At 60.4% G+C, this 23041-nt stretch carries 25 protein-coding genes; 3 read left to right on the top strand and 22 right to left on the bottom strand.

The window, feature by feature from the left end:
* Positions 1 to 258: tyrosine-type recombinase/integrase (locus tag ASD54_RS05845; RefSeq protein ID WP_156379095.1), on the top strand; the 258-nt coding region annotated here is incomplete at its 5' end.
* 144 nt (positions 259 to 402) lie between these two features.
* Here ASD54_RS05845 and ASD54_RS27420 read toward each other — a convergent pair.
* The 10 genes from ASD54_RS27420 to ASD54_RS05890 form a co-directional block, all read right to left on the bottom strand.
* Positions 403 to 534: a hypothetical protein gene (locus tag ASD54_RS27420; RefSeq protein WP_280139166.1), complete on the bottom strand. Its 132-nt coding sequence runs from the start codon at positions 532 to 534 to the stop codon at positions 403 to 405.
* A 53-nt stretch (positions 535 to 587) separates the two neighbouring features.
* The gene (locus ASD54_RS05850; RefSeq protein ID WP_062553688.1) at positions 588 to 1850 is read right to left on the bottom strand and encodes an MFS transporter; all 1263 of its coding nucleotides are present in this window, start codon (positions 1848 to 1850) and stop codon (positions 588 to 590) included.
* 56 nt (positions 1851 to 1906) lie between these two features.
* Positions 1907 to 2629: an isochorismatase family protein gene (locus ASD54_RS05855; RefSeq protein WP_062553689.1), complete on the bottom strand. Its 723-nt coding sequence runs from the start codon at positions 2627 to 2629 to the stop codon at positions 1907 to 1909.
* Positions 2630 to 2695: 66 nt separating this feature from the next.
* Positions 2696 to 3457, bottom strand: a complete 762-nt coding sequence (locus tag ASD54_RS05860; protein ID WP_062553690.1) for an isochorismatase family protein — start codon at positions 3455 to 3457, stop codon at positions 2696 to 2698.
* 1 nt (position 3458) lies between these two features.
* On the bottom strand, positions 3459 to 4709 hold the full coding sequence (locus ASD54_RS05865; protein WP_062553691.1) for an MFS transporter: 1251 nt from the start codon (positions 4707 to 4709) through the stop codon (positions 3459 to 3461).
* Positions 4699 to 6678 carry an ABC transporter ATP-binding protein gene (locus ASD54_RS05870; protein ID WP_082547104.1) on the bottom strand — a complete coding sequence of 660 codons (1980 nt, stop codon included), beginning with the start codon at positions 6676 to 6678 and terminating at the stop codon, positions 4699 to 4701. Before ASD54_RS05870 ends, ASD54_RS05865 begins: the two co-directional genes overlap by 11 nt.
* Before the next feature lie 30 nt (positions 6679 to 6708).
* Positions 6709 to 7596: an ABC transporter permease gene (locus ASD54_RS05875; protein WP_062553692.1), complete on the bottom strand. Its 888-nt coding sequence runs from the start codon at positions 7594 to 7596 to the stop codon at positions 6709 to 6711.
* Between the two features lie 15 nt (positions 7597 to 7611).
* On the bottom strand, positions 7612 to 8559 hold the full coding sequence (locus ASD54_RS05880) for an ABC transporter permease (protein WP_062553693.1): 948 nt from the start codon (positions 8557 to 8559) through the stop codon (positions 7612 to 7614).
* A gap of 17 nt (positions 8560 to 8576) precedes the next feature.
* The gene (locus ASD54_RS05885; RefSeq protein ID WP_062553694.1) at positions 8577 to 10115 is read right to left on the bottom strand and encodes an ABC transporter substrate-binding protein; all 1539 of its coding nucleotides are present in this window, start codon (positions 10113 to 10115) and stop codon (positions 8577 to 8579) included.
* A 102-nt stretch (positions 10116 to 10217) separates the two neighbouring features.
* The gene (locus tag ASD54_RS05890; protein WP_062553695.1) at positions 10218 to 10928 is read right to left on the bottom strand and encodes an isochorismatase family protein; all 711 of its coding nucleotides are present in this window, start codon (positions 10926 to 10928) and stop codon (positions 10218 to 10220) included.
* Between the two features lie 202 nt (positions 10929 to 11130).
* Here ASD54_RS05890 and ASD54_RS05895 point away from each other — a divergent pair, with 202 nt between their 5' ends.
* Positions 11131 to 12033, top strand: a complete 903-nt coding sequence (locus tag ASD54_RS05895) for a LysR substrate-binding domain-containing protein (RefSeq protein ID WP_062553696.1) — start codon at positions 11131 to 11133, stop codon at positions 12031 to 12033.
* A 207-nt stretch (positions 12034 to 12240) separates the two neighbouring features.
* Here the strand turns inward: ASD54_RS05895 and ASD54_RS05900 are convergent, their stop codons facing one another.
* A complete protein-coding gene (locus tag ASD54_RS05900) occupies positions 12241 to 13455 on the bottom strand; it encodes an FAD-dependent oxidoreductase (protein ID WP_062553697.1) in 1215 nt (404 codons plus the stop codon).
* Between the two features lie 69 nt (positions 13456 to 13524).
* Here ASD54_RS05900 and ASD54_RS05905 point away from each other — a divergent pair, with 69 nt between their 5' ends.
* Positions 13525 to 14205 carry a TetR/AcrR family transcriptional regulator gene (locus ASD54_RS05905; protein WP_062553698.1) on the top strand — a complete coding sequence of 227 codons (681 nt, stop codon included), beginning with the start codon at positions 13525 to 13527 and terminating at the stop codon, positions 14203 to 14205.
* A gap of 47 nt (positions 14206 to 14252) precedes the next feature.
* Here the strand turns inward: ASD54_RS05905 and dmpG are convergent, their stop codons facing one another.
* The 11 genes from dmpG to ASD54_RS05960 are packed head-to-tail and all read right to left on the bottom strand — an operon-like array spanning position 14253 to position 23028.
* Positions 14253 to 15263 (bottom strand): 4-hydroxy-2-oxovalerate aldolase, encoded by a 1011-nt coding sequence (dmpG, locus tag ASD54_RS05910; RefSeq protein ID WP_062553699.1) that lies wholly within the window; start codon positions 15261 to 15263, stop codon positions 14253 to 14255.
* Complete coding sequence (locus ASD54_RS05915) at positions 15263 to 16207, bottom strand: acetaldehyde dehydrogenase (acetylating) (protein WP_062553700.1); 945 nt, start codon at positions 16205 to 16207, stop codon at positions 15263 to 15265. Before ASD54_RS05915 ends, dmpG begins: the two co-directional genes overlap by 1 nt.
* Positions 16204 to 16989: a fumarylacetoacetate hydrolase family protein gene (locus ASD54_RS05920; RefSeq protein ID WP_062553701.1), complete on the bottom strand. Its 786-nt coding sequence runs from the start codon at positions 16987 to 16989 to the stop codon at positions 16204 to 16206. The genes ASD54_RS05915 and ASD54_RS05920 overlap by 4 nt, the downstream gene beginning before the upstream one ends.
* Complete coding sequence (locus tag ASD54_RS05925) at positions 16986 to 17972, bottom strand: nitronate monooxygenase (protein WP_062553702.1); 987 nt, start codon at positions 17970 to 17972, stop codon at positions 16986 to 16988. Before ASD54_RS05925 ends, ASD54_RS05920 begins: the two co-directional genes overlap by 4 nt.
* Positions 17969 to 18781 carry a 3-(cis-5,6-dihydroxycyclohexa-1,3-dien-1-yl)propanoate dehydrogenase gene (hcaB, locus tag ASD54_RS05930; RefSeq protein WP_062553703.1) on the bottom strand — a complete coding sequence of 271 codons (813 nt, stop codon included), beginning with the start codon at positions 18779 to 18781 and terminating at the stop codon, positions 17969 to 17971. Before hcaB ends, ASD54_RS05925 begins: the two co-directional genes overlap by 4 nt.
* 7 nt (positions 18782 to 18788) lie before the next feature.
* Complete coding sequence (locus ASD54_RS05935; protein ID WP_082547105.1) at positions 18789 to 19337, bottom strand: 3-phenylpropionate/cinnamic acid dioxygenase subunit beta; 549 nt, start codon at positions 19335 to 19337, stop codon at positions 18789 to 18791.
* 4 nt (positions 19338 to 19341) lie between these two features.
* The gene (locus ASD54_RS05940; protein ID WP_062553704.1) at positions 19342 to 20754 is read right to left on the bottom strand and encodes an SRPBCC family protein; all 1413 of its coding nucleotides are present in this window, start codon (positions 20752 to 20754) and stop codon (positions 19342 to 19344) included.
* Between the two features lie 29 nt (positions 20755 to 20783).
* Entirely contained in the window at positions 20784 to 21113 is a 330-nt protein-coding gene (locus tag ASD54_RS05945) for a Rieske 2Fe-2S domain-containing protein (protein ID WP_062553705.1), read from the bottom strand.
* Complete coding sequence (locus ASD54_RS05950) at positions 21113 to 21943, bottom strand: protocatechuate 3,4-dioxygenase (protein WP_062553706.1); 831 nt, start codon at positions 21941 to 21943, stop codon at positions 21113 to 21115. The genes ASD54_RS05945 and ASD54_RS05950 overlap by 1 nt, the downstream gene beginning before the upstream one ends.
* A gap of 3 nt (positions 21944 to 21946) precedes the next feature.
* Entirely contained in the window at positions 21947 to 22204 is a 258-nt protein-coding gene (locus ASD54_RS05955; RefSeq protein ID WP_062553707.1) for a hypothetical protein, read from the bottom strand.
* Positions 22201 to 23028, bottom strand: a complete 828-nt coding sequence (locus ASD54_RS05960; RefSeq protein WP_062553708.1) for an alpha/beta hydrolase — start codon at positions 23026 to 23028, stop codon at positions 22201 to 22203. Before ASD54_RS05960 ends, ASD54_RS05955 begins: the two co-directional genes overlap by 4 nt.
* Positions 23029 to 23041 lie beyond the last annotated feature (13 nt).

The following is a 23041-nucleotide window of genomic DNA, read 5'->3' on the forward strand; positions in this document are numbered from 1 at the left end:
GGCAATGTCTCAGCCCGTGCGCTAGATCCGAAGGCGATCAGCGATATCGTCAAGCAGCGCGCTGCAATGGCCGGTCTCGATCCTACAGAATTCTCCGCCCATGGCCTGCGCTCCGGTTATCTCACCGAAGCAGCCAATCGCGGCATTCCGCTACCGGAAGCCATGGAGCAGTCAAGACACCGCTCAGTGCAGCAGGCGTCAGAGTATTATAACCACGCTCAAAGGCGCAGTGGCAGGGCATCACGCCTGATCGAGTGAGGAAATACCACATGAGCCATGGCAAATATCATTCGCATCCTTGGATCTAGCAAACTGGGACCGTTGCCCGCTGCACTCTGATACTTGCGAGGTAACGAGCGGAACAAAATTCCGCTCGTAGAAGATGACGACAGCCTGGGGCAATCACCTGACTGCCGCCATACTGGCGGTCAATCCGTCCCAGCTGCGCGAGGCTGCATTTGCGGATACGAGATCGGTAAAGCTGTCACGGGCGGCCCGAAGTGCCTCGCCAAGCTCGAGATGATCATGCGCCACGTTATCCCGCTTGTGTCACGTTTGGATCAATCTTCGACAGCCGCTCTTACAGCTCAAACCCTGAGCGCACGCAACTTCGGCATTCTCATCCACAAGATGGCGGCAAAGGCGACAACGACGAAAGCCATCAACGCCATGGCAAGCCGCGGTCCTGTCACAGTCGAGAGAAGCGCCATGGTGGCCGTTCCCAGCGGCATCAGACCACGCGTCATGAAGAGGGATGACAGGACCCTGCCCCGATAGGCATCGTCCACGGTCAGCTGCAGAATGGTGTTGTTCGACGAATTGTAGGCAATGTGCATCGCGCCCGCGGCAAACAGCACCGGAATCGCCACATACATCGTTGGCGCCATTGAGAACAGGATCAGCGAGGCGCCGAAGCCTGCCATGAAAATCAGCATGGTCGAACCACGCCGTGCATCGCGTTGCAAGCGGCTTGCCAGCAGGCCACCGCAGATCGATCCGGCCGCCGCAAGTGCCGTCATCAGGCCAAGGCCGCTGGCACCAGTATGAAAGACCTGAGCGGCAAAAACCGCAAGGAATTGGATATAGGGCTGGCAGAAGAAGGTCGGAACCAGGGCCACGAGAACCAGCATCAGCAAGATCGGCTCGCGGCCCATATAGGCAAACCCGCCGGTGAGGCTCGCCAGGAAGCTTTCCTGCTTGCGCGTCACCTTCTGCGGCGGCAGATCGAGCATCAGCAGCATCGCCATCACCACCGTGAAGCTCAAAGCATTGGCGATGAAGCAGGTCGTGATGCCGAAGCTCGCGATCAGGGCTGCCGAGGCGAGCGGTCCGATGATCTTGGCAAGGTTGAGCGTGATGGAATTCAGTGAGACCGCACTGGCCATCGCAGCGTGCGGTACCAGCTGATAGACAAGCGAATGGCGGGCCGGCAGGTTGAACGACACGATCATGCCACGGCAAACCGCCAGCACCAGGATGAGCCAGATCGAGGCGTTGAAAAATGCCACGACGCAGGCAAGACCAATGGCGACGCACATGGCGAGCGCCTGCGTCCAGATGAGCATAGTCCGTCGATCGATCCGGTCCGCCACGACGCCGCCGAACATCGCAAACAGCATGATCGGCAGCCCCCGGCACAGGTTGACGAGGCCGAGCATCACCGGGTCGTTGGTCGTCGAAATCACCAACCAGTTCAGCGCAATCTGGTCCAGCCAGTCGCCGACGAAAGAGATCGAATTGCCATACCAGAACAGACGGTAGTTGCGGTAGCGGAGCGCCGAAAACGTTCCGTTGCGCACGGCTGGAGAGGGCGTCGGCTCGACATCCGTCGTCGTATCAGGTGAGGTCATGGGGATGGTCTCGCAATGGACATCGATCTTCGCTTGGTACGCCCGTTCGCAGCACCTTATTCTGCCGCCATCCGGGTCGGTTCAAGCGACGTCAGGTGCGCGACCACCTCTTCTACATGCATCACGTCGGCATATTTGTGATGCAGATCGAACAGGTTCATCTTGTGGACCAGTTCATGCCGGTCATAGGTGCATTCCTCGACAAGGCTCACATGCAGCCCGTTGGAATAACCATCGACGCAGCTTGCCCGGACGCAGCCGCTGGTGCTTTCACCGCAGACGATTAGGCTCTGTACGCCCAAGAGATTCAGGTGCGAGACCAGCGGTGTTCCCTGAAAGATGCTGGCGCGCTGCTTGCGGATGATGATGTCGCCATCCTGGGGCGCAAAATCCTGCCAGATCTCGAAGTCGTCCGGCAAGCGCTCGGCGGCGGCAGGCTTCTTGCGCCGCGTGGCCCCAACGCCCTTCGGGGAGGCCATGGGACGGTGGTCGGAGGTACAGTAGAAGATCGGCACGCCCGCCGCGCGCGCTGCCGCGATCAGCCGTTTCGTCGGCTCGATCGCCCGATGCGCATAGATGCCGCAGCTGCTCGGATACTGGCCCAACAGGCTCGCGGGCGGCACCGCACCTCCCCGGTAGGCCAGGTTGTAGAGATCGATCAGCACGAGTGCCGGACGTGGTCCGACAAAGGTTTCGCGCTGATAAGGGGCATAAAGTTCGATCAGGTCGGCGGGAACGATATCCGCCCAGGCGTGGTCCTCGAAGCGATCGGGGGTCATCCGCGTTTTCCTTTTGATGTGGGAATGAGGGAGAGCCTCGCCCGGCCGGGCGGACGAGGCCAGATGTCATTCGGCAGCCATTCTGGTTGTCATGCCGTTGCCGGACGGCAGATCGAACATGCCGTCGTCTAGAGTGGCAAGGTAATCCAGGACCTCGCCACTCGGACGCACATTGGCGTATTTCGCGTGCATGTCGCACAGGTTGATGGCGTGGCTGGCCTGGCTTCGGTCGAAGCAGCCATCCTCGACCACGGTCAGCCGGAAATTCTGCGAAAACGCGTCGAGAACGGTGGCGCGCACGCAGCCGGATGTGGTGGTCCCGGTGACGAGCAGGCTGTCGCAGCCCAGCAATTGCAGATAGGATTGCAGCGGCGTGCCGGCAAAGCCTGAGGGCTTCTGCTTGCGCACCACGATATCGCTGGGTCCGGGTGCGATCTCATCGACGATGTCGTTTCCGTCGCGATTGCTCACCTCCGCCACCGGCGTTTCCCCGCGGCGGCTGGATTTCCAGCTCCAGGAACCGGAGTCCCAGTTGTCGGCGCGCCGGATGCCGGTGGTGTAGATCACCGGGATTCCCTTGGCGCGGCACACGCCGATCAGCTTCTGAAGCACGGGAATGGCTTCCCAGGCGTCCTCGCCGCAGGATGTGCGCCATTTCTTGATGCTTTCCAGAATGGGCTTCGGTTCCTCGTCGCAGAAGGCATAGTTCACGTCGATGATGATCAGGGCCGGCCGTTTGCCCCAGTCGGCCATGGCGCCGAAGCCGGAGGCTGCGAATACGTGCTTGTCGCGCTCGGTGAGATACTTGTCCCATATGCGTTCCGTCATGTCAGTCGTCCTTTTGGCTGGGGTTGCTCGCTGCATTCGCAGCGCTGGCGCGCACCATGTGGCTGGCATAGGCCGAGAAGCCGAACATGGTGGCAACCAGCACCGCACCGCCCGCGAGGAAGGCGGCGGTTAATCCAATGGCGCTGCCAAGCACGCCGAAGAGTGCGGGGCTGATGGTCTGGGAGAAGCGGTTGACGAGCAGGCGCAGTCCCATCAGCTTGCCGTGCTGGTTTTCACCCACGGCATCCACCATGATCATCATGCTGACGGGCAGGTTGACGCCGGCCGATGCGCCCAGCGTGAACATCAGCAGATAGGTGAGGATGGCATTGGGAGCGGCAAGCGGGGTCAGCACCACGCAGATCGCGGCAAGCAGACCGGCGGCACTGAGGATGCGCTCCAGCGAGAAGCGGCGCATCAGGGCCTTGATGACGAAGCGGCTCAGCATGCCGGCCATGCCCTGCCAGGAGAGGATCGCCGCGATATGAAATGCCGAGTAGCCGAACTGATCCAGATAGACCGGCAGGAAGCCGCTGTAGAGCGCCTGGATGTACATGATGACGAAGGTGCCGACGAGCCCGAACTGTACCGGTCTGTGCACGGTAAGATCGATCCCCTGCCGATAGCTGGCGGTGACGCCACGGAAAGAGAGGATCGAACGGATTTCGCCGGGGGCCGGCACCGGATGCGGATAGATGCGGCTGAGCCAGACGAGCAGCAGCATGAAGACGGCTGTCGCCGCGGCGGCCACCACGAAGGTGAACCGATAGCCGTCCGCCGGATGATCGAAGAAATAGGTGATCAGCCCGCCGATCAGCGGTCCGACCATGCTGCCGCCGGACATCCACATGGAATAGGTGGTGATTGCCTTGTTGCGGGTCTCCCTGTTGCCAGTCGAGACCATGACCTGAAGCGCCGTCGCCATGATGATGATGCAGGCGCCCATGAACAGTTGCGAGACGGCCAGCATGGGAACGCTCGTCGCAAACACGGTGTTCAGGAGCGAGATCAGCAACAGCACAGACCCGATCAGCAGCATCTTCACGGACCCGACGCTGTCGATCAGTTGGCCGGTCGGCATGGCGATGATGATGGGCAGCAGGGCCCGTGAGGTGACGATAAAGCCGATGGCGAGGGTGGAGGCCCCCATTTCAGCTGCGTAAAGCGTGAAGAACGGCGCGGCCATGCCCGTGATGGCAAAGAATAACCCGCCACCGAAAATGCCGAAGCGCCGAAATGTGTCAGATTGCATAATGGCACGCCGTTTCTCGAGTTTTGGAAAAGGGCTTCAGCACCATCTTGTGGGTGCGGCAATAATCGGTGGCTTTCGGACAGCGGGAGGCAAACGAACAGCCGGCGGGCAGGTTGAGGGGGCTTGGCAGTTCGCCCGAGAGCGGCTTCTGCATGCGTGATGCCTCGGCCTGCGGGTCTGGGATGGGCACGGCGGCGATCAGGGCCTGCGTGTAGGGATGGGCGGGATTGCGGAAGACCTCATCTGCCGGTCCGTACTCCACCACCTCGCCCAGATACATCACGGCGATCTTGTCGGAGATGTAGCTCACCGTCAGCAGGTCATGGGAGATGAAAACGAAGCTCACGCGCAGCTTCTGCTTGAGATCCACCAGCAGATTGATGATCTGGGCACGGACCGAAACATCAAGGGCGGATGTCGGCTCGTCAGCCACCACAACGGAAGGTTTGAGCGCCAGGGCCCGTGCAATGGCAACGCGCTGGCGCTGGCCGCCGGACAGCTGGCTTGGATAACGGTACAGGTAGCTTTCATCCAGCCCCACCTGCGACAGCAGTTCCCGCACGCGCTCCAGCCGTTCCGCCTTGGTGCCCCAGCCCGTCACCACCAGGGGTTCCTGAATGATATTCGACAGCGTCATCTTGGGATTGAAGGAGGAGGACGGGTCCTGGAACACCATCTGCGCCATGCCTTCGATGAAGATGTCGCCGGAGGTCGCCGGGTCGAGACCCAGCAGGAGACGTGCCACCGTGCTCTTGCCGCAACCGGATTCACCGACGATGCCGAGCGTCTCGCCCTTCTTGATGCGCAAGGAAACGCCGTTGACCGCGCGCACCACCGGCGGCTTGCGCCAGGGCAGGGAACTGCGGGAAGAAAAGTGCTTGTGGAGGTTGTTGATCTCCACCACGACGCGGGACTCCGCCGGATCCTGCGACGGCTCGAGCGCGGGGATCAGGCCCTGCTCCACGAAGCGGTCACTGCCCAGCCCCTCGGGCAGCCAACAGGCGGCGGAATGGCCCGGCTCCCGCATTTCAAGCTCAGGGGCGGTTTCGAAACAACGTCGGTGCGCACCGGCACAGCGCTCCTTGAAGGCGCAACCCTGCACCGCCTGTTTCATGTCGGGAGGGAAACCGGGGATCTGCACGAGCCGGCGGCGCTCCTGCTGATGAACCGGCGGGATCGTGTCGAGAAGGCTCTGCGTATAGGGATGTCGAGGCCGGGCAAAGATCTCCCGAACGCCGCCGAATTCCACCAGCTTGCCGGCATACATCACGCCCACCTTGTGGGCGAACCGCGCCACGAGGCCGAGATCGTGGGTAATGAAAACCATGGCGGCGCCGGTTTCGGCAGTGAGTTCCTTCAGTAGCTCGACGATCTGCGCCTGGATCGTCACGTCGAGCGCGGTCGTCGGTTCGTCGGCAATGATCAGCCGCGGCCGGCAGGACAGCGCCATGGCAATCATGACGCGCTGGCGCATGCCGCCGGACATCTCGAAGGGATAGGCCTCGATCCGGCGTGCGGCATCCGGTATGCCCACCCGGTCCAGCCAGTTGACCGCCTGGGCTCTCGCCTCCTCGTGGGTTACGCCAAGATGCCGCATGATCGGCGGGATCATCTGCTTGGAGATTCGCATCACCGGATCGAGGGACGACATCGGATCCTGGAAGATCGTTCCGATGTCCTTTCCGCGGATCTCGTTCAGCTGGTGTTCGGTCAAGCCGTTCAGATCGCGCCCATCCAGCATGATTTCACCGGAAACGACCTTGCCGGGATAGGCAAGCAGACGCAGCAGCGACATGGCCATGGCGCTCTTGCCGGAGCCCGATTCTCCGACGATCGCCACGCGCTCGCCCTCCCCGATCTGGAAGGACACCCCGTTGACTGCCCTGACGGTGCCGGCATCGGTGAGGAAGTGCGTGTGCAGATCGCGCACATCGAGCAGCGAATTGCGGAAAGGACGCATTTCGTTCATGGAGATTTCTCCCTTGTGCTGTGGCAATGGTTACTTGCGCGACCGTGGATCGAGCACCTGGCGGATGCCGTCCGAGAGGAAATGCAGGCTGATGGCGATCAGCAGGATGACGGCGCCGGGCAGCGTGGAAATCCACCACGCCTGTTCGAGATAGGTCTGGCCATCACGGATCAGGTTGCCGAGCGAAGGGGCGGGCGGCATGATGCCGAGGCCGAGAAAGCTCAACCCCGCCTCGACGAGAATGGCGTTCGCTGCCGCAATCGAGGCTGCGACCAGAAGCGGCGCGAGCGTGTTCGGGATGATGTGCCGGGTCATCAGCCACATCTGCGAGGCTTTGACGGTGCGGGCGGCATCGATATAGGCGCGCGAGCGCAGCCCCAGAACGAGTGAGCGCTGAAGGCGGATGAACCGCGGCACGTCCGAGAGCGAAATGGCCAGGACAACGGGCAGCATTCCGGTTCCCATCACCGAGACCAGGCCGATCGCCAGGAGCAGCGAGGGAAACGCCAGGAAGATATCGGTGATCGTCATCATCAGCCGGTCGATGACGCCGCCGAAAAAGCCGGCAAGCGTTCCCATCACGAGGCCGACCGAGAGCGACAGGAGGGCTACGGCAAAACCGACGAACATCGAGATCTGCACGCCGGCGAGCGTCCGGCTGAGAAGGTCGCGTCCCATGCGGTCGGTGCCAAAGAGATGCTCGAATGACGGCGGCCTGGTCATCGCCCGCAGATTGGTTTCCAGCGGCCCCGGAATGGGCAGCAACGGCCGAAACACCGTCAGCAGCAGGATCGGGATAAGGATCAGCAGGGCCACCTGAATGCGCCGGTTGGTCAAGAGCCGCATCAGGCCCGGCATGTGCCAGAGATCCAACCGGATCGAGCGTAGCGCGGGAAGGGAAAGCGGAATATGGGCCATGGTTGACGTCTCCGATCAGAACTGCACGCGGGGGTCAAAGACGCGGTAGATCAGGTCCGTCGTGAAATTGATGACGACGAAGATCATGGCGTAGAAGACGATGAGGGTCTGGACCATCTGGTAGTCGCGGCTGTTCATGCCGCCCACGAGAAGGTTGCCGATGCCCGGCAGGGTGAAGATGAACTCGACGATCACGGTGCCGTTCAGCAGATTGCCGAAGCTGAGCCCGATCACGGTCACGATCGGCAATGCCGAATTCTTCAGGGCATGACGAAACAGTACGCGCAGTTCCGACCAGCCCATGGAGCGGGCGGTACGTACATAATCCTCGTTCAGAACCTCCAGCACCGCGGTCCGGGTGATGCGGGCGAGCGTCGCGACCTGGGCCATGGACAGTACCAGCACCGGCAGCGCGACCCGACGCAGAAGCGTGACGGGATCATCAATGGTCACCGTTCCGCTGGCGGGAAACCAGCCAAGCGTCAGCGAGAAGATGAGAAGACAGACCAGCGAGGTCCAGAAGGGCGGCATCAGGTCGAGCACCATGGCAATGCCGGTGATGACATTGTCCAGCACGCGGTTACCCTTGTGCGCCATGTAGGCCGCCAATGTTCCAAGCGGGATTGCGATCGCGACGGTCAGAATAATCGTTCCGACTGCGATTGAAACGGTGATCGGCAGCGCGCTGACAATGAGGTCGATGATCGGCAGCTTGGTGGTGACCGTATTGCCGAAATCGAGCACTGCAAGCCGCGCCAGATAGGCGAGGTACTGAACCAGAAGCGGATCGTTCAAGCCCATCTGGCTGCGCATCCGGTCGAGTGCCGCACCGGAGAGATTGTCGCCCGCCATGGCGGAGATGGGATCCCCCGGAATGAGCCGCATTGTGAAGAAGACGAGGGTTACGACACCGAGAACGGTGATCAGGAGTTGGACAACGCGCTTGAAACTGTAAGTCAGCATGGCGGGTAGCCCTTCCGTTACTTGGTGACTTCCCAGAAATTTACCTGGGCAAGGTAGTTGATGGTCACGCCGTTGACCTCGGGCTTGCTGGGCCAGAAGACATTGCTCGACGTTGCCGGAAGGTAGGGCAGATCGGTCATCGCGATCTTCTGCGCCTTGGCGTAAAGCTCCATGCGGCGCTTCGGCTCGGCCTCGGCTCGGGCGGCCTCGATTGTCGCCGTCAGTTCCGCATTGTCGTAGCGCGCGCCATTGAGGCCCTTGGGCGCGATGTTCGAGGGGTGCAGATAGCTGAACAGGATCATGTCGGGATTGATGGCCGGCAGGAGGCGGCTCGCCGTCATGAAGTCGCCTTTGTTGCGGCGCTGGTTGAAGGTCGGCGTGTCGACGAGTTCGAGCTCCATCTTGATCCCCACCTGGCTGAGGTAGTCGATCTCGAACTGCTGTTGCTCGGTTACGCCCTGAGCCGAGGTGCCCAGCGTCTTCAGGACGAAACCGTTTGCATAACCGGCTTCGGCCAGGAGCTTCTTGGCCTTCTCCGGATTGTAGCCATAGGTCGGCGCATCCTTGGAATAGACCTCCATCCACGGCATCAGCAGCGAGGTTGCGGTGCCCTGCAGCGAGGGCGCAATTGCCTCGGTGATCGCCGCATAATCGATTGCATGGGCAATCGCCTGGCGCACCCGCACGTCCTTCAGGATCGGATCGGAGAGGTTCATGACCTTCAGCGAGGAGGCGTAGTTATCGACGTGATTCATCTTGAACCCGGCCTCCTTGAGGATCTGAAGCTGCTCCTCCTTACTTTGGCGCATCAGCACGTCGATCTCGCCATTACGCAAGGCAATCGCGGCGGTGGCATCGTCCTTGATGATGTGAAAGTCGAGGGTGGCGATGGGAGCAGGCCCCTTGTAATAGCCCTCGTGCCGTTTCAGCACGATCCGCGAATTCACATCAATGGAGTCGAGGTAATAGGGACCGGTACCGACCGGCTTCCACCGCACCTGGTTTCCTGCAGCTTCGATCGCCTCCTTCTTGACGATCTGGCCCTGGTGGTAGTTCGCCACGGTGTGCAGGAATCCACCATTGGGTGCCTTGAGGCGGATGATCAGTGTGTAGGGGTCCGGTGCCTCCATCGTGTCGACGCCGGCGAGTTCCGAAGCGTAAGGTGAGGCTGTCTGAGGGTCGAGAACGCGCTTGTAGCTGTAGATCACGTCGGCTGCCGTGAATTCTCCGTATCCCTTCTGCCACTGGACGCCTTTGCGCAGGTGGAAGGTCCAGGTGAGGTTGTCCTTGGTTTCCCAAGATTCTGCCAGATCCGGGATGATCTTGCCGGTCTTGCTGTCATAGGAGGTCAGGCCGCTGAAGATGTTGAAGGCGATGTTCTCGTTCTCGATGCGGAAGATATTGGCCGGATCGAAGCCTGCAGGATCATCATAGAAGCGCACCACCAGCGCCTTTTCCTCTGCCGCGTGAAGTGCTGGAGCATACGCCAGCGTGGTCCATGCAACAGCGCCGCTCAGAAGGACGGCAAACAGCTTGGAAGAAATCACGAATGTCATCTCAGTCTCCCTGCAGCGCGCGGCAGTGGGTCGGAAAAGGCCGCGACGAACGGTAAAACGGGATGGCCTGCGCGTTTCGCGCGCAGGACCGCAGCATGGATGTCAGCTGGCCTTCAGCATCGGTGCTTTGTTCGCAAAGCCGGCAAGATACTGCTTTGCCATGTCGAGGTTGACCACATCGGCATACTTGTGATGCATGTCGTAGAGGTTGATGTAGTGGGAGGCTTCGGTGCGATCGAAGACGCATTCCTTGACGACGCCCATGCGGAAGCGGGCGGTTGCGCCATCGACCACGGAGGCCCGGACGCAACCCGACGTGGTTTCGCCGCAGACGATCAGCGTATCGATGCCGAGGCTTTGCAGCTGGAATGCGAGCGGCGTGCCCTGGAAGGCCGAGGGTGCAGCCTTCTCGATCACCAGTTCCCCGGCAATCGGCTTCACCTCATCGACGATCTGCTGCCCCTTCTCGATCATCTCCTGCGGCATGGTCGGCTTCGGGCGGTTACGCCGGCCCCAGGAATTGACGCCCGAATGCAGGCCCTTGACGTGAATGACAGGAATGCCGGACGCCCGTGCAACGGCCAGAAGCTCGGCGGTCTTATCGACGGCTTCCCAGCCTTCGAGACCGGTGGACCCGCGCCAGGTCTTCATGGATTCGAAGATGTCCTCGCGCTTCAGCCCAAGAACAGAATAGTAGATGTCGATCAGAAGCAGTGCCGGTTTTTCTCCGAAGCCGTTCAGTTCCTTCTTTCCCCAAAGCTCCGAATGCTTCTTGTCGCGCTCCGAGAGATAGGGCTCCCATCCGTATTCCATGATCCAACTCCTTTGTGGTTGTCATCTAGGCACGGTCGTAATGCGTCGGTGAGAGCGCCATGCCAGGAAATGCTGCTCCAAAATGCTGCAATGCACAGCGTTTTGCCTAAATTTGCATCACTTAACTATTATGCTAATAATTTTAGCAGCAGATGGTCAAACGAGTATTCACATCGGTTTGCATTAGGCTTACTAATGGATCATGCATCTGCCCCAGCTTCATCTTCTGCGCTCCTTCTCCGAGGCGGCCCGCCTGGGCAGCTTCTCGCAGGCAGCCGAGAATTTGAACGTGACGCAGTCGGCAGTCAGCCAGCAGATCCGCCAGCTGGAGCAATTGGTTGGCACGCCACTCTTCCAGCGGGTGGGCCGGCAGGTGACGCTGACAGATTTTGGCCGGCTCTATCTGGAACTGGTCCGCGGACCGATTGCCGCGCTGGAAGAGGGCCATACGGCGTTGCGTGCCATGACCGGCCGTAATTCCGTAGTGTTGAGATTGTCACGATCCTTCGCTCTCAACTGGCTGATGCCGCGCATGCCGGAACTGGCGCGTCGCCATCCTGATATCTCGGTGACATCTCTCTATCTCAATCCAGGCGATAACCTGGATGCGAATATCAGCGACGCCGTAGTTCTCTCCAGCGCCCGCCCAAGCGAACTTTCTGATTTCATTGTCGAACCGTTGTTCATGACGGCACTTTGCCCCGTCGCATCGCCCGACTTCGGACCTGTCGATATCGAGCGCCTATCGAGTTATCCCATCATCCATACGCTGCGACGCTATAATGACTGGAAAGTCTGGTGCGATGCGGCAGACATTCCCCCCGTGCCGCTTGATCATGGCTGGTCCTTCGAAAGTTCGAGCATGTCCTATGCAGCGGCCGAGCATGGCCTGGGGATCGTCATGGCAGAAGTCGAATTCGTCGCCGAGGCGATTGCACAGGGCAGGCTTCGTCCGGTATCGCCGATCGTCGTCAACTCCGAACATCACTTTCATATCGCCTATACCCGCAGCCGCTTTGCCCGCCCAGCCATCCAGAAGTTTCGCATCTGGCTCTCGGAGCACACAAAGACTCTCAATCATTCTCCGGGCTTGGATCAAATTTGACGCGCAACTCCTCTGGGGGAATGAGCGTTTTTGCCAACAAAGTCAGTTGGGCGAAGGTTTTGTGTCCACACGCCGCAATAAGCGAGGCAAAGGTAAGCACACCGTCGCCGAAGGCCACGGCGTCCAGAAGACACGCAAGTATCTCCGAGACCGACGCAACTTGAAATCCCTCATCATGGATCTCGTTGACAAGCACCGGAACTCTTTTCAGCTTGAAGGGATTTCTGGCATCAGAGCTGCCTTGAGCGGCAGGCTCGGGTCGGACAGCCTGGTGGCGCAGACGCGCGTCTGCTGGCCAAGCCAACGTCTGACATGCGCAAAGTCGCGTACCGATCCCAATGCCCAGACGCCTACGATCACCTCATCGCGGAGGTGAAGGCCCATGCGCTCGTCCGGGCCGGTTATCCTCTCGATGATGTCGTCGTCTGCGGAGAGATTACCCGCCATCTGCAGTTTCTTACCGAACTGATCGGACCAGAACCATGGGATTTCTGCCGAAGGTGGGGTTACGTCTGCTATCTGGCAGGCGGCCACGAGAGCCGAATGATTGGCATTTTGCCAGGATTCCAGACGCACCGCGCCGCCCTCTGGCATGCGGCGCGCCGCACAGTCACCGATGGCGAGAATATGAGGATCTTCCGTCTGGAACAGGTCGTCGACCAGAATGCCGCGCTCGGTTGCAAGGCCTGTTCGGGCGGCAAGCTCATCATTGGTCTCCATGCCGATGGCAGCGACCAGAAAATCGGGTCGAATTTCCGTGGTTGCGTTGATCACAAGGCCGCCTGGCTCATAGCCGATGACGGCACCACAATGAAGACGCACGCCGTTTTGTGCATGCAGCGTCTCCAGAGTTCGAGAAAGTACGGGGGGAGCTACGCGACTGCAAAGACGCGCCGATGCCTCCACAACATCGACCTGCATATCCGCCTGACGGCAGCTGGCGGCAACTTCGAGGCCGAGCCATCCACCGCCGATCACCGCCACATGGCTGCCCGGCCTGATCTGTTGCCTTAGCAGTTCGGCATCGGCTGCAGTGCGAATGGTCAGGACGGGCAAACCTGTCGCCACCGCCTGCTCCAGACGCCGAGCACGGCCGCCGGTTGCGAGCACGAGGCGATCATAGCCGAACACCCCCGTGTTCGTTTGCACCGTTCGGGCAGCACGATCAATGGCTTGCACGGTGCAACCTGTCAGTAGCCGAATTCCGCGCTCCCTGGCTCGAACGTCATTCAGGATGGTCACGCTTTCCAGACTGCATTCGCCAGTGACCAGCTTCTTGGAAAGCTCCGGCCGTTCGTAAGGTGGGTGAACCTCATCCCCTATGATGAGTATCTCTCCCTTGTAATCCCGTTCACGCAGAGCTATTGCACAGACCGCCGCAGCCTGGCCTCCCCCGACGATAACAACGCTTTTTGCAGTCATGGTCCCTCGCAAATTTTCCCACCATACCGTAAGGTTTGGAATGCTGAAATTTCAAATGAAGGTACTGCCGTGAGTAAGAGCGCCCCAGACAAGCAATCCGGTACGCTTGACGATACACTCCATCCTGATGCCGCTGCTCCGCAGCCAAACGCCAGTCGTAGCCGGACGAGAAGGCTGAAGGACAGTCCTTTGACCGAAAGCGACTGGGTGGAGGCGGCCACAGACATTCTCGTTCGGGAAAACGTACGCGGTATTCGGATCGACACGCTGTGCCAGAAGCTCGGCGTCACGAAAGGAAGTTTCTACTGGCACTTCAAGACACGTGCCGACCTCTTGGCGGCCATGCTGAAGAACTGGCAGCGCCGCATGACGCTGAACGTGATCCAGAATATCTCGCGCACCAACGAAACCGGCTTTTCGCGGCTGCGCAACCTGATGGCCTTGCCGCGCATGCCACGCTCCCCGGCCTTTGCCCAGGTGGAGATGAGCATTCGCGACTGGGGGAGACGGGTTGATCTGCCGCACCAGGCGGTCGAGGAGGTTGACCATATTCGCCTGGAATATTTTGCCGAACTGTTCCGGGCCGAAGGGTTTTCGCAAGCCGAAGCCCACAGCCGTGCCTACCTCGCCTATTGCCTGATGATGGGCGATTCCATTCTGCATAAAACGCTGAAGCCTCTCAGTGATGAGGAATTTGTTGAAAAGGCAATGCAGCTCCTCAGCTCCCGCGAAGACGGCATGCGCCCCTGACATCATCGGGAAGCTCCCGCCCGCCGGGCTTGCGGGCGGGATCTCCCTCAGGCCGACTTGCGCGCCAGATCGAGGGCCACATCCACGATCATGTCTTCCTGACCGCCCACCATGCGGCGACGGCCAAGTTCCATGAGGATTTCGCGGGCATCGACGCCATAATCGACAGAGGCCTTTTCCGCATGGCGCAGGAAGCTGGAATAGACCCCGGCATAGCCAAGCGACAATGTCTGCCGATCCACCTGGACCGGACGATCCTGCAGCGGCCGCACAAGATTGTCGGCGGCATCCTGCAGCTTGAAGAGGTCGCAGCCATGATCGAAGCCCAGCTTGTTGGCCACCGCCACAAAGGCCTCGATCGGCGTATTACCGGCCCCGGCGCCCATGCCAGCCAGCGAGCAATCAACGCGCGTTGCACCGTGCTCGATGGCCGTGATGGAATTCGCCACCGCCAGCGACAGGTTCTGGTGCGCGTGAACACCGGCCTCCGTTCCCGGCTTCAGGGCCTCGCGCAGTGCAGTGATGCGGGCGGCATAATCCCGCATGGTCATGGCGCCGCCGGAATCCGTCACATAGACGCAATGGGCGCCGTAGCTCTCCATCTTCCGCGCTTCGCCAGCCAGGACTTCGGGTGCGGTCATGTGCGACATCATGAGGAAGCCGACGACATCCATGCCCATCTCGCGCGCGGCAGCAATATGCTGCGCCGAAACGTCTGCCTCGGTGGAGTGGGTGGCGATGCGCACCGAGGTCACGCCCAGATCACGGGCCTTCTTCAGATCATGGATGGTGCCGATGCCCGGAAGCAGAAGCGTGGCAAGCCTGGCGCGCTTGATCACCTTGGCAGCCTCGGCGATCCATTGGCTATCCGTGTGGCGGCCAAAGCCGTAAGTCATGGTCGAGCCGGTCAGGCCATCACCATGGGCGACGGAGATGGCATCGACACCTGCCTCATCCAGCGCCTGTGCGATATCGCGAATATGACCGAGATCATACTGGTGGCGAATGGCATGCATGCCATCGCGCAGGGTCACATCATGAATGAAAAGCTTTGCCATCAAGCAGCCTCCTTGACCCAGTTGCGCAGGATTGCGATGCGTTCAGCGGTTTTCAGTGCCGCAGAGGTCATGATGTCGAGATTGCCGGCATAGGCAGGCAGGTAGTGTGCGGCACCCTCCACCTCAAGGAAAACAGTGACCTTGAGACCCTCGACATGGCGGCCAAGCTCGGGAATCCAGAGCGGCGCGTTGCCGCCGATCCGCTCGAACTGCACCTCCTGCTTCAGGCGGTAGCCCGGAACATAGGTCTTTACCTGCTCGACCATTGACAGGATCGAGGCGCGGATTGCCTCTCGGTCGGCATCATCCGTCAGGCAGATCACCGTGTCGCGCATGATGAGCGGCGGCTCGGCGGGGTTGAGAATGATGATGGCCTTGCCCTTGTCGGCACCGCCCACCTGTTCGATGGCAGCGGCTGTTGTTTCGGTGAACTCGTCGATGTTGGCGCGCGTGCCGGGACCTGCGGACCTGGAGGCAATCGAGGCAACGATTTCGCCCCAATGCACTTTCGCGACCTTTGAAATCGCGGCAACGATCGGGATCGTGGCCTGACCACCGCAGGTCACCATATTGACGTTCGGCGCGTCCAGATTGGCATCGAGATTGACCGGCGGGATGGTGTAGGGTCCGATGGCAGCGGGTGTGAGATCAATGACCTGCTTGCCGTCGGCAATCAGGGTCTCGCTGTGGCGTTTGTGGGCACCTGCCGATGTGGCATCAAAGACGATAGCGATATCCTTGTAGACGGGCATGGCGCGCAGACCCTCCAGCCCCTCATGGGTTACGGCAACGCCCAGACGCTGTGCACGGGCCAATCCGTCCGACGCCGCGTCGATACCGACCAGTGCAGCGCATTCCAGCACCTTGGACAGGCGCATAATCTTGATCATCAGGTCAGTGCCGATATTGCCCGAGCCGATGATGGCGCATTTAACCTTGCTCATGCCGACGTCTCCCCGAAATCAACGCTGATCTCTCCCAATCCTTCGATATGCGCGACGCACCGGTCACCGGGATTGACCGCGACCATCGGCCCGAGTGCACCCGACAACACCACCTGTCCGGCCTGCAGAGGTCGCCCCTGCGCCGCCATGGTGCGTGCCAGCCAGATCAGCGCAGAGACGGGCGAGCCAAGGCAGGCGCGGCCCTGGCCCTTGGACCTTTCCTCGCCATTCAGGGACAGCACCATGCCGCAATTGAGCATGTCGACTTTCGTTACGCGCCGCGCGGAAGGTCCTAGTACGAAATGCGAGGAGGAGGCGTTGTCGGCAATCGTATCGGTGATGCGGATATCCCAGCCGGCAATGCGCGAACCGACGATCTCCAGCGCTGGAACCACACATTCGATGGCAGCCAGCACTTCGCCGGAAGAGGCATCCGCCTGCAGGATGTCCCGTCCCATGATGAAGGCGATTTCCGCCTCCACCTTTGGCTGGTGAAGTTCACTCCACGCGACAGTGCCGCCATTCAGCACATCCATATCGGCAAACAGAAGGCCGTAATCCGGCTGATGCACGCCAAGCTGCGTCTGCACCACCTTGGAGGTAAGGCCGATCTTGGCACCGACAATTCGGCTTTCCTCAAGGCGGCGTGCTGTGTTGATTTCCTGGACACGATAGGCACCGTCGACATCGCTGTCGCCCAGAAGATCGCGAATCGGGGCACAAGGGGTGCCGGAAAGGCGCGCATGCCAGATGCGGTCGGCAGCTTCCTGATAAATGGTCATGCTGCTGCCCTCTGCCTGTTCTTGACAGCAAAATGGCTGCGTTGCGGCTCCTGCTCGACGGCGTCGAGATAGCTGCCGACAAACTGCTCCACGATGTCTTCAACCGTCTCGAGACCGGCCACAACGCCGACACCCTGACCAGCACTCCACACATGTTTCCAGGCCTTGGAGCCGGCATGCATGTCGCCCGAAAAATCGATCTTTGCTTCGGCCTTCATGGCATCGAGTGCAATTCCGGCGCGCGCAACGCTTGCCTTCATCCAGTTGCCGAGGGCACCAGTGATGGCACGCGAGGCAATCAGGTCCTCCATACGGCTGTCGATCACCATCTGGCGATATTCGTCGGAAATCATCGTTTCGCGAGCGGCGAGGAAGCGGGTTCCGACATAGGCAAAATCGACACCAAGATTTTCCACCGACCGCACAGCCCGACCGGTTGAAATGCCGCCGCCAACGATCAGCGGACCATCGAAGAAGGAACGCACCTCGTCAATGAAGGGCAACATGGCATATTCGCCGGTATGGCCACCGGCACCAGAACAGACCAGAACAAGGCCGTCGGCACCTTTTTCGATCGCTTTGCGGGCATAGGTCGGAGAATTGACATCGGCGAATACAAGGCCGCCATAGCGATGGACAGTGTCGGTCACGCGATGCGGTCCACCAAGTGCCGTGATGACAAGGTTCGGCCGGAACTCCTCGACCAAAGCAATCTCCTCATCGAACCGGCCATAACTGGTATGGGTGATCATGTTGAACGCCCAGGGACCATCCTGCGGGCCGACACGGGCTGTAATCGTCTCGAACCACTGGCGAAGGTCGGCCGTGGTTCGCGCATTGGGGCCGGGCATGGCACCCATGATGCCGGCCTTGCAGGCGGCAATGACCAGCTCGGGCCCGGACACAAGGAACATCGGGGCTGTTATGACCGGCAGTTTCATGCGGGACTGAAGCGTTTCAATAGCCGTTCGTGTGGAGGTCATGCGGTTTCCTTTCGTTTGCGGCCGCCACCGCGCACCATCAACCCTCCATCAGAGCGGATGATTTCAGCGGTAACGAAACGGGATTCGTTGCGGGATGCGAGCGTGACATAGAGGCTTGCATGGTCTTCGGGTTCGGACAGGAAGCCGAGTGGTACGGTTTTTGACACCATGGCATCAAAGCCGGGAATGTCGGCGAGCGAGCGGTTGTCGCCAGCTCCGTTCAGGCCGCCAAGGCTGGTGCGGGTGCCACCGGGAGCAACCGCATTGACGCGAATTTCCGGCGCCAGTTCGAAGGCCAACTGCTTGACCGTGCCTACGAGGGCGTGCTTCGACGAAACATACAGGACACCACCACCGCCGGCATAGAAGCTGGAGGACGACAGCGTGAAGATCACCGAGCCTTTGCTCTCTCGCAAAGGCTCCAGCGACGCCCTCACCGCCAGCAGGTAACCCTGGACATTCACGGAAAACAGTTCATGAAAGCGCGCTTCCAACTCCTCTCCCGCCAATGTCTCGAAGCGATCTGAGAAATCATAGACGCCGGCATTTGGAACCAGCACATCCAGTCGTTCGAAGGCTGCGACAGTCTCATCCACCAGCCTTTTGTTATCTTCCCAGCGCCGTACATCGCCGAGCACAGGCAAAACCGCGTCCCCGTGCTGCGCAAGCAGAGCGCTGGCATCGTCTTCAGACCGCACCAGCACGCCGACACGCGCACCTTCCGCCACGAAGCGATCGACCACGGCACGACCGATGCCCTTGCCGCCGCCGGTAACAATTGCACCATATCCTTCCAGTCTTCCGGTCATGACGCGCTCACAGGAAGGTGTTGAGGTTTTTCGACAGAAGCACGTTCTGCACGATGAAGATGCGCCGACGGGCCAGTTTGAAACCGTCGCCGTAGCGCCTCAACACATCCTCACGCCGGCCATGAATGATGTCCTGATCGGTCTCGTTGCGATTGCGCACATTGGTGAAGGCAGAGCATACCGCGACCAGTTGCGGATCATCCGTTTCGAAAACCTCGATATTGCTGATCAGATGGGCATGGCGGGTGGCCGGATTATCCGCCCAGGCTGAGGGCTCATTGTAGCGCTTCACGCGCACCTGAAGCTCCTCCCAGCTATCGTCGAAATAGGCGGATTCGCCGTAGCAGAAGGCGCCGCGCTTATCATCACGGCGACGGGTCTCCATATCCGGCATCCAGTAGCGGATGTCCCTGTCGATGAAGCGCTCCAGCCATTCCTCATAGGCCTCACGATCAAGTGTCCGGGCCTCTGCGTGCAGGAAACGGGTGGCGAGCCGCTCCGTTTCGGCATCGGCATAGCGGGTCAAGTCAGAGAAGGGTCTTGCGATATCCAGCATCGCCTTACTCCGCCGCCTGCTGCTGCACGGCACGCCGCGGTGGCGCGGTTTCCCCGTTCTGCAGATCATGCCAATTGTCATGACGCATGAACTCGGCCCAGCGGGTATAAAACAGGCGCTGGTTGGCGTCATTCAGCGAGCCCTTGTGAATGATTCCCGGCAGGTCTCTGCTGTCGTCGCGCGTGCCAACGCCCAGAGCATAATGCAGGGGCTGCTGGCGGGTGACGAAACCCTGGTTGACGCGGGTTGAATATTCCCAGTTCTCGCCATCATCCATCTCGAAGACGCCGGCCGGCGAGAAGGTCATCATCACGCCTTTGCGGTAAAGCTCCTTGATGTGGTCCGGCATGTTCTTGTTGACGAGCGTCCAGACCACCAGCTCGATCTTGTCCGGGCCGCGCGGATGCCAGACACGGAAGGTAGCCTGACCGGGCAGGAACGAGAAATTCGGGAAAACCGTGGCGGAAGACACGGCACCGACCATGCGGGCACGGACTTCACCCAGACGCTCCGTCATCGCCTTCTGGCGCGAAAAGACATAGTCCACGAGTTCCGGATAGCCGAGCGTGCGGGTATTGCCCACCTTGTCGAGATTGGTTTCGATGCCGTGACCGTAGACGGAGGCCTGGAAGGCAAGCTCATCATAGCGCGCGCCAAGATCCACACCGCCGCCTAGAATGGCCTGCGCGCCGGACTGGTGCGTCCAGAAGGCATGCAGGATATCGCCCACGAAGTTTTCGGCCGGGAATTTCCAATTGCAATCAATCACGGACCTGATTGCGCCGCCGATGAATTCCGTGCCGCCCTCGTCATTGTCGAGCATGACATCAAGGTACCAGGTGAAATCGCCGAGAAACTCTTCAAGGCTCGGCGCCTCTGGGTCAAAGGTCGCAAAGATCAGGCCCTTGTAGGTGGCGATCTGGGCGACGGGCGTCAGGCCAATGCTGGCCTTGTCGAAGGAAGCATCCGTATCATAGACCTTGCCATCGGTGCCGCGCAGGCCGCCATCAATGCCGAACGACCAGCCGTGATAATTGCAGATGAAGCCGCGCGCCTTCTTGCCGGCATCCACCATGCAGACACGGTTGCCACGATGCGGACACGAGTTCAGGAAGGCATTGACGGAGCGATCTCTCTGGCGCACCACGATCACATTGTCCTCGCCCATATAGGTGCGCAGAAAATCGCCCGGTTCCGGAATCTGGCTCTCATGCGCCAGGAACAGCCAGGCCCGCCCGAATATCTGGCGCAGCTCTGCCTCGTAGATCTCCTGATCATGGAAAACCTTGCGATCCACCTGGGCCTTTTGCGTATCGACCAGGGCGGCGAATTGCGGATAGCTGGAGGCCTTGGGATAGACTGGGCGCATGTCCGGCGCCTGACCGGAATGGCTGGTGCATTGATCGTTTTCACACATGCGGTGCTCCTTGCTTGCAGCGCGCGACGTCAGGACGTCAGTCGGGCGTAGAGCCCGTCAGCGCGGGCCTCGCAATCGTAGAAGGTGAGTTTGCCGCAGCCGGACGGACCGTTATGGACCGTGCCACTGCCCAGCTCGAACTCGGCGAAATGCACAGGGCAGACGACGCGCCCCTCCTCGATCCAGCCCTTGGAGAGAGATTCGTTGGCGTGCGGGCAGGTGTCGGGGAAGACGTAGTAGGTCCCGTCGAGACAGGTGGCTCCGAGGGGCTTGTGCCCCTCCAGCGTAATCTTGAAGATCTCGTCGCTCACCGCGGAAAGATCGCAGAGGCGAACCATGTCGAGAGTGTCAGCCGCCATCACGCTGCCGCCTTCAACTCGGCGAAGCCCATGCCGGTCACCCATTCGGTAATTGGTTCATAAGCGACGACCTGCCCGCCTGCAGCACCCACAGCTGCCATGGCGCAGGCAAAGGTGCGGATCTCCATCGCGCCATTGCCGCCTTCCGAGAGAATGATCTCGTCGGTAAAACCGAGCATGGCCTGCTTGTCGCCCGAGGTAATGGCGGCCAGCACCCGTTGATCGAAATCCGGGTTGACCTCGCCCATCCGCTCATCACCCACATGGTGCGAAATGCCGCCGGAACCGATCACGACGATCCGTTCATTGCCGGGGAAGCTCTTCACGGCGGCGGCAATTTGCTCGCCCAGTTCCCAGGCTCGCTTCATTGGCAGGTAAGGATCGACCCCACAGGCGAGCATGACGGCGACCGTCTTGATGCCAGCATTCGGCTTGATCATGTAGTGATGCGGAATGGCAACGGAATGGTCCACCGCCATGGCGCGCCCAACGGTCCAGTCGAAGCCACTTTCAAAGCCTTCGCGGCAGATATGGGTGCCAAGCTCCGCGTGGCAGGCAATGGGTCCGCGCTTGAGGCCCGGTAACTGATCGACCGGTCCATCGAGCTCGCCGGTGGAGATGACATAGGGCGGCAGGCATTCCGTACCATAGAGTATGTAGTGGTCACAGCCAATGATGATGGCAGTGTCGGCCTTCAGCTCCGAGATGCGTGCAGCCGTTGCCGCATAGGCATCCAGCACCACCTGCTTCTGTTCAGCGCTTGGCGCATCGGGTACGTGGAACATGATGGGATTATGGGGAACGACGAAACCGCCGACGATCTCAGCCATGGCTCAAGCCTCCTCTCGCTTCATAACTTTCATATAGTCTGTCTGGCCGCGGCCGCTTTGCAGCCAGAAGCCCCAAGTCAACATGGTATTCACGCCACGATCGGCGATCTCGCGCACCTTGTAGCCCATGATCAGCGCCCGCTCTTCGTCGGTCAGTTGATACCGCGACAGGAACTTTTCCGGCTCGGTACCGAAAGCCTTCTTGTTTGCGCCGGATGTGGACAGGTCGTAGAGGACCTTCTCCAGTGAATTGCGGCTCATGCCTCTCCTCCCAGGAACCTCGTTACCAATGTCATGAACTCCGCCTCCCGCTCGATCTGCACCCAGTGGCCGCATTTGCCGAAGGAGTGCAGCTCTGAATTTTCCAGCCACTGGTGCATGTCGAGCGCCCGCTCGTAAGGCACCACGCGGTCTTCGCGCCCGTGCAGGATAAGCGTCTTGTGCTTCACCTGGCGCAGCAGCTTTTCCGGAATACCGCGCACTTCCGGATGCTCGCCGGATGGCGGCGGCATCAGCTTGCGGAAGGCTTCCAGCGCGCCGTCGCGGGTGGCGGCCTCGAAGCGGGCTGCAATCAGATCCTCGGTCAGGATGGAGGCATCGTAAGGGAAGAAGCTCATGGCATGACGGAGGCTGTCCATCGTGCCATCGAAATCGCCCTGTGCCTTCAAACCGGCAGTCATCGGAAAACGTCCGCACGGCGTGCCGAGCAACACCAAACGGTCGATCCGCTCCGGATGGTTGATTGCCGTCATCAGGCCGAGCGCGCCCCCGAAGGAATTGCCGACCACGGAAATCCTCGGGATTTCCAGGGCATCCAGGATGGCGATGAAATGTTCAACCCATAACATGATGTTGTACTGGGTATCCGGCTTGAGCTCGGTGGCACCAAAGCCTGCAATGTCGGGCGCGATGACATCGAAATCCTGCGAGAGCGGACCTATGACTTTTCGCCAATTGGCCCAGGCCGAAACTCCGGCGCCGGATCCGTGCAGCAGGGCAACCGGCTGTCCGGCGCCCTGCCGGTGGACATTCGTCCTGTGGCCGGCGGCCATCAGGGTGAGTGTGTGGTTGGTTCTGTCAAGCATGAGCTTTCCTCGT

Origin of the sequence: Rhizobium sp. Root149 (assembly GCF_001427345.1) — a bacterium.
Lineage (GTDB): Bacteria > Pseudomonadota > Alphaproteobacteria > Rhizobiales > Rhizobiaceae > Neorhizobium > Neorhizobium rhizoryzae.

Excerpts from the sequence above, each read along its gene's own strand:
- ASD54_RS05920 (WP_062553701.1), bottom strand. The coding sequence starts at position 16,989 with ATGACCATTTATCAGGAAGCTGCCGACCGCATCTGGCATGCGCGCCTT.
- ASD54_RS05875 (WP_062553692.1), bottom strand. The coding sequence starts at position 7,596 with ATGGCCCATATTCCGCTTTCCCTTCCCGCGCTACGCTCGATCCGGTTG.
- ASD54_RS05885 (WP_062553694.1), bottom strand. The coding sequence starts at position 10,115 with ATGACATTCGTGATTTCTTCCAAGCTGTTTGCCGTCCTTCTGAGCGGC.
- ASD54_RS05960 (WP_062553708.1), bottom strand. The coding sequence starts at position 23,028 with ATGCTTGACAGAACCAACCACACACTCACCCTGATGGCCGCCGGCCAC.
- ASD54_RS05860 (WP_062553690.1), bottom strand. The coding sequence starts at position 3,457 with ATGACGGAACGCATATGGGACAAGTATCTCACCGAGCGCGACAAGCAC.
- ASD54_RS05890 (WP_062553695.1), bottom strand. The coding sequence starts at position 10,928 with ATGGAATACGGATGGGAGCCCTATCTCTCGGAGCGCGACAAGAAGCAT.
- ASD54_RS05895 (WP_062553696.1), top strand. The coding sequence starts at position 11,131 with ATGCATCTGCCCCAGCTTCATCTTCTGCGCTCCTTCTCCGAGGCGGCC.
- ASD54_RS05935 (WP_082547105.1), bottom strand. The coding sequence starts at position 19,337 with ATGCTGGATATCGCAAGACCCTTCTCTGACTTGACCCGCTATGCCGAT.
- ASD54_RS05955 (WP_062553707.1), bottom strand. The coding sequence starts at position 22,204 with ATGAGCCGCAATTCACTGGAGAAGGTCCTCTACGACCTGTCCACATCC.
- ASD54_RS05850 (WP_062553688.1), bottom strand. The coding sequence starts at position 1,850 with ATGACCTCACCTGATACGACGACGGATGTCGAGCCGACGCCCTCTCCA.
- hcaB (WP_062553703.1), bottom strand. The coding sequence starts at position 18,781 with ATGACCGGAAGACTGGAAGGATATGGTGCAATTGTTACCGGCGGCGGC.
- ASD54_RS05915 (WP_062553700.1), bottom strand. The coding sequence starts at position 16,207 with ATGAGCAAGGTTAAATGCGCCATCATCGGCTCGGGCAATATCGGCACT.
- ASD54_RS05855 (WP_062553689.1), bottom strand. The coding sequence starts at position 2,629 with ATGACCCCCGATCGCTTCGAGGACCACGCCTGGGCGGATATCGTTCCC.
- ASD54_RS05870 (WP_082547104.1), bottom strand. The coding sequence starts at position 6,678 with ATGAACGAAATGCGTCCTTTCCGCAATTCGCTGCTCGATGTGCGCGAT.
- dmpG (WP_062553699.1), bottom strand. The coding sequence starts at position 15,263 with ATGGCAAAGCTTTTCATTCATGATGTGACCCTGCGCGATGGCATGCAT.
- ASD54_RS05940 (WP_062553704.1), bottom strand. The coding sequence starts at position 20,754 with ATGTGTGAAAACGATCAATGCACCAGCCATTCCGGTCAGGCGCCGGAC.
- ASD54_RS05900 (WP_062553697.1), bottom strand. The coding sequence starts at position 13,455 with ATGACTGCAAAAAGCGTTGTTATCGTCGGGGGAGGCCAGGCTGCGGCG.
- ASD54_RS05925 (WP_062553702.1), bottom strand. The coding sequence starts at position 17,972 with ATGACCTCCACACGAACGGCTATTGAAACGCTTCAGTCCCGCATGAAA.
- ASD54_RS05945 (WP_062553705.1), bottom strand. The coding sequence starts at position 21,113 with ATGGCGGCTGACACTCTCGACATGGTTCGCCTCTGCGATCTTTCCGCG.
- ASD54_RS05865 (WP_062553691.1), bottom strand. The coding sequence starts at position 4,709 with ATGCAATCTGACACATTTCGGCGCTTCGGCATTTTCGGTGGCGGGTTA.
- ASD54_RS05950 (WP_062553706.1), bottom strand. The coding sequence starts at position 21,943 with ATGGCTGAGATCGTCGGCGGTTTCGTCGTTCCCCATAATCCCATCATG.
- ASD54_RS05880 (WP_062553693.1), bottom strand. The coding sequence starts at position 8,559 with ATGCTGACTTACAGTTTCAAGCGCGTTGTCCAACTCCTGATCACCGTT.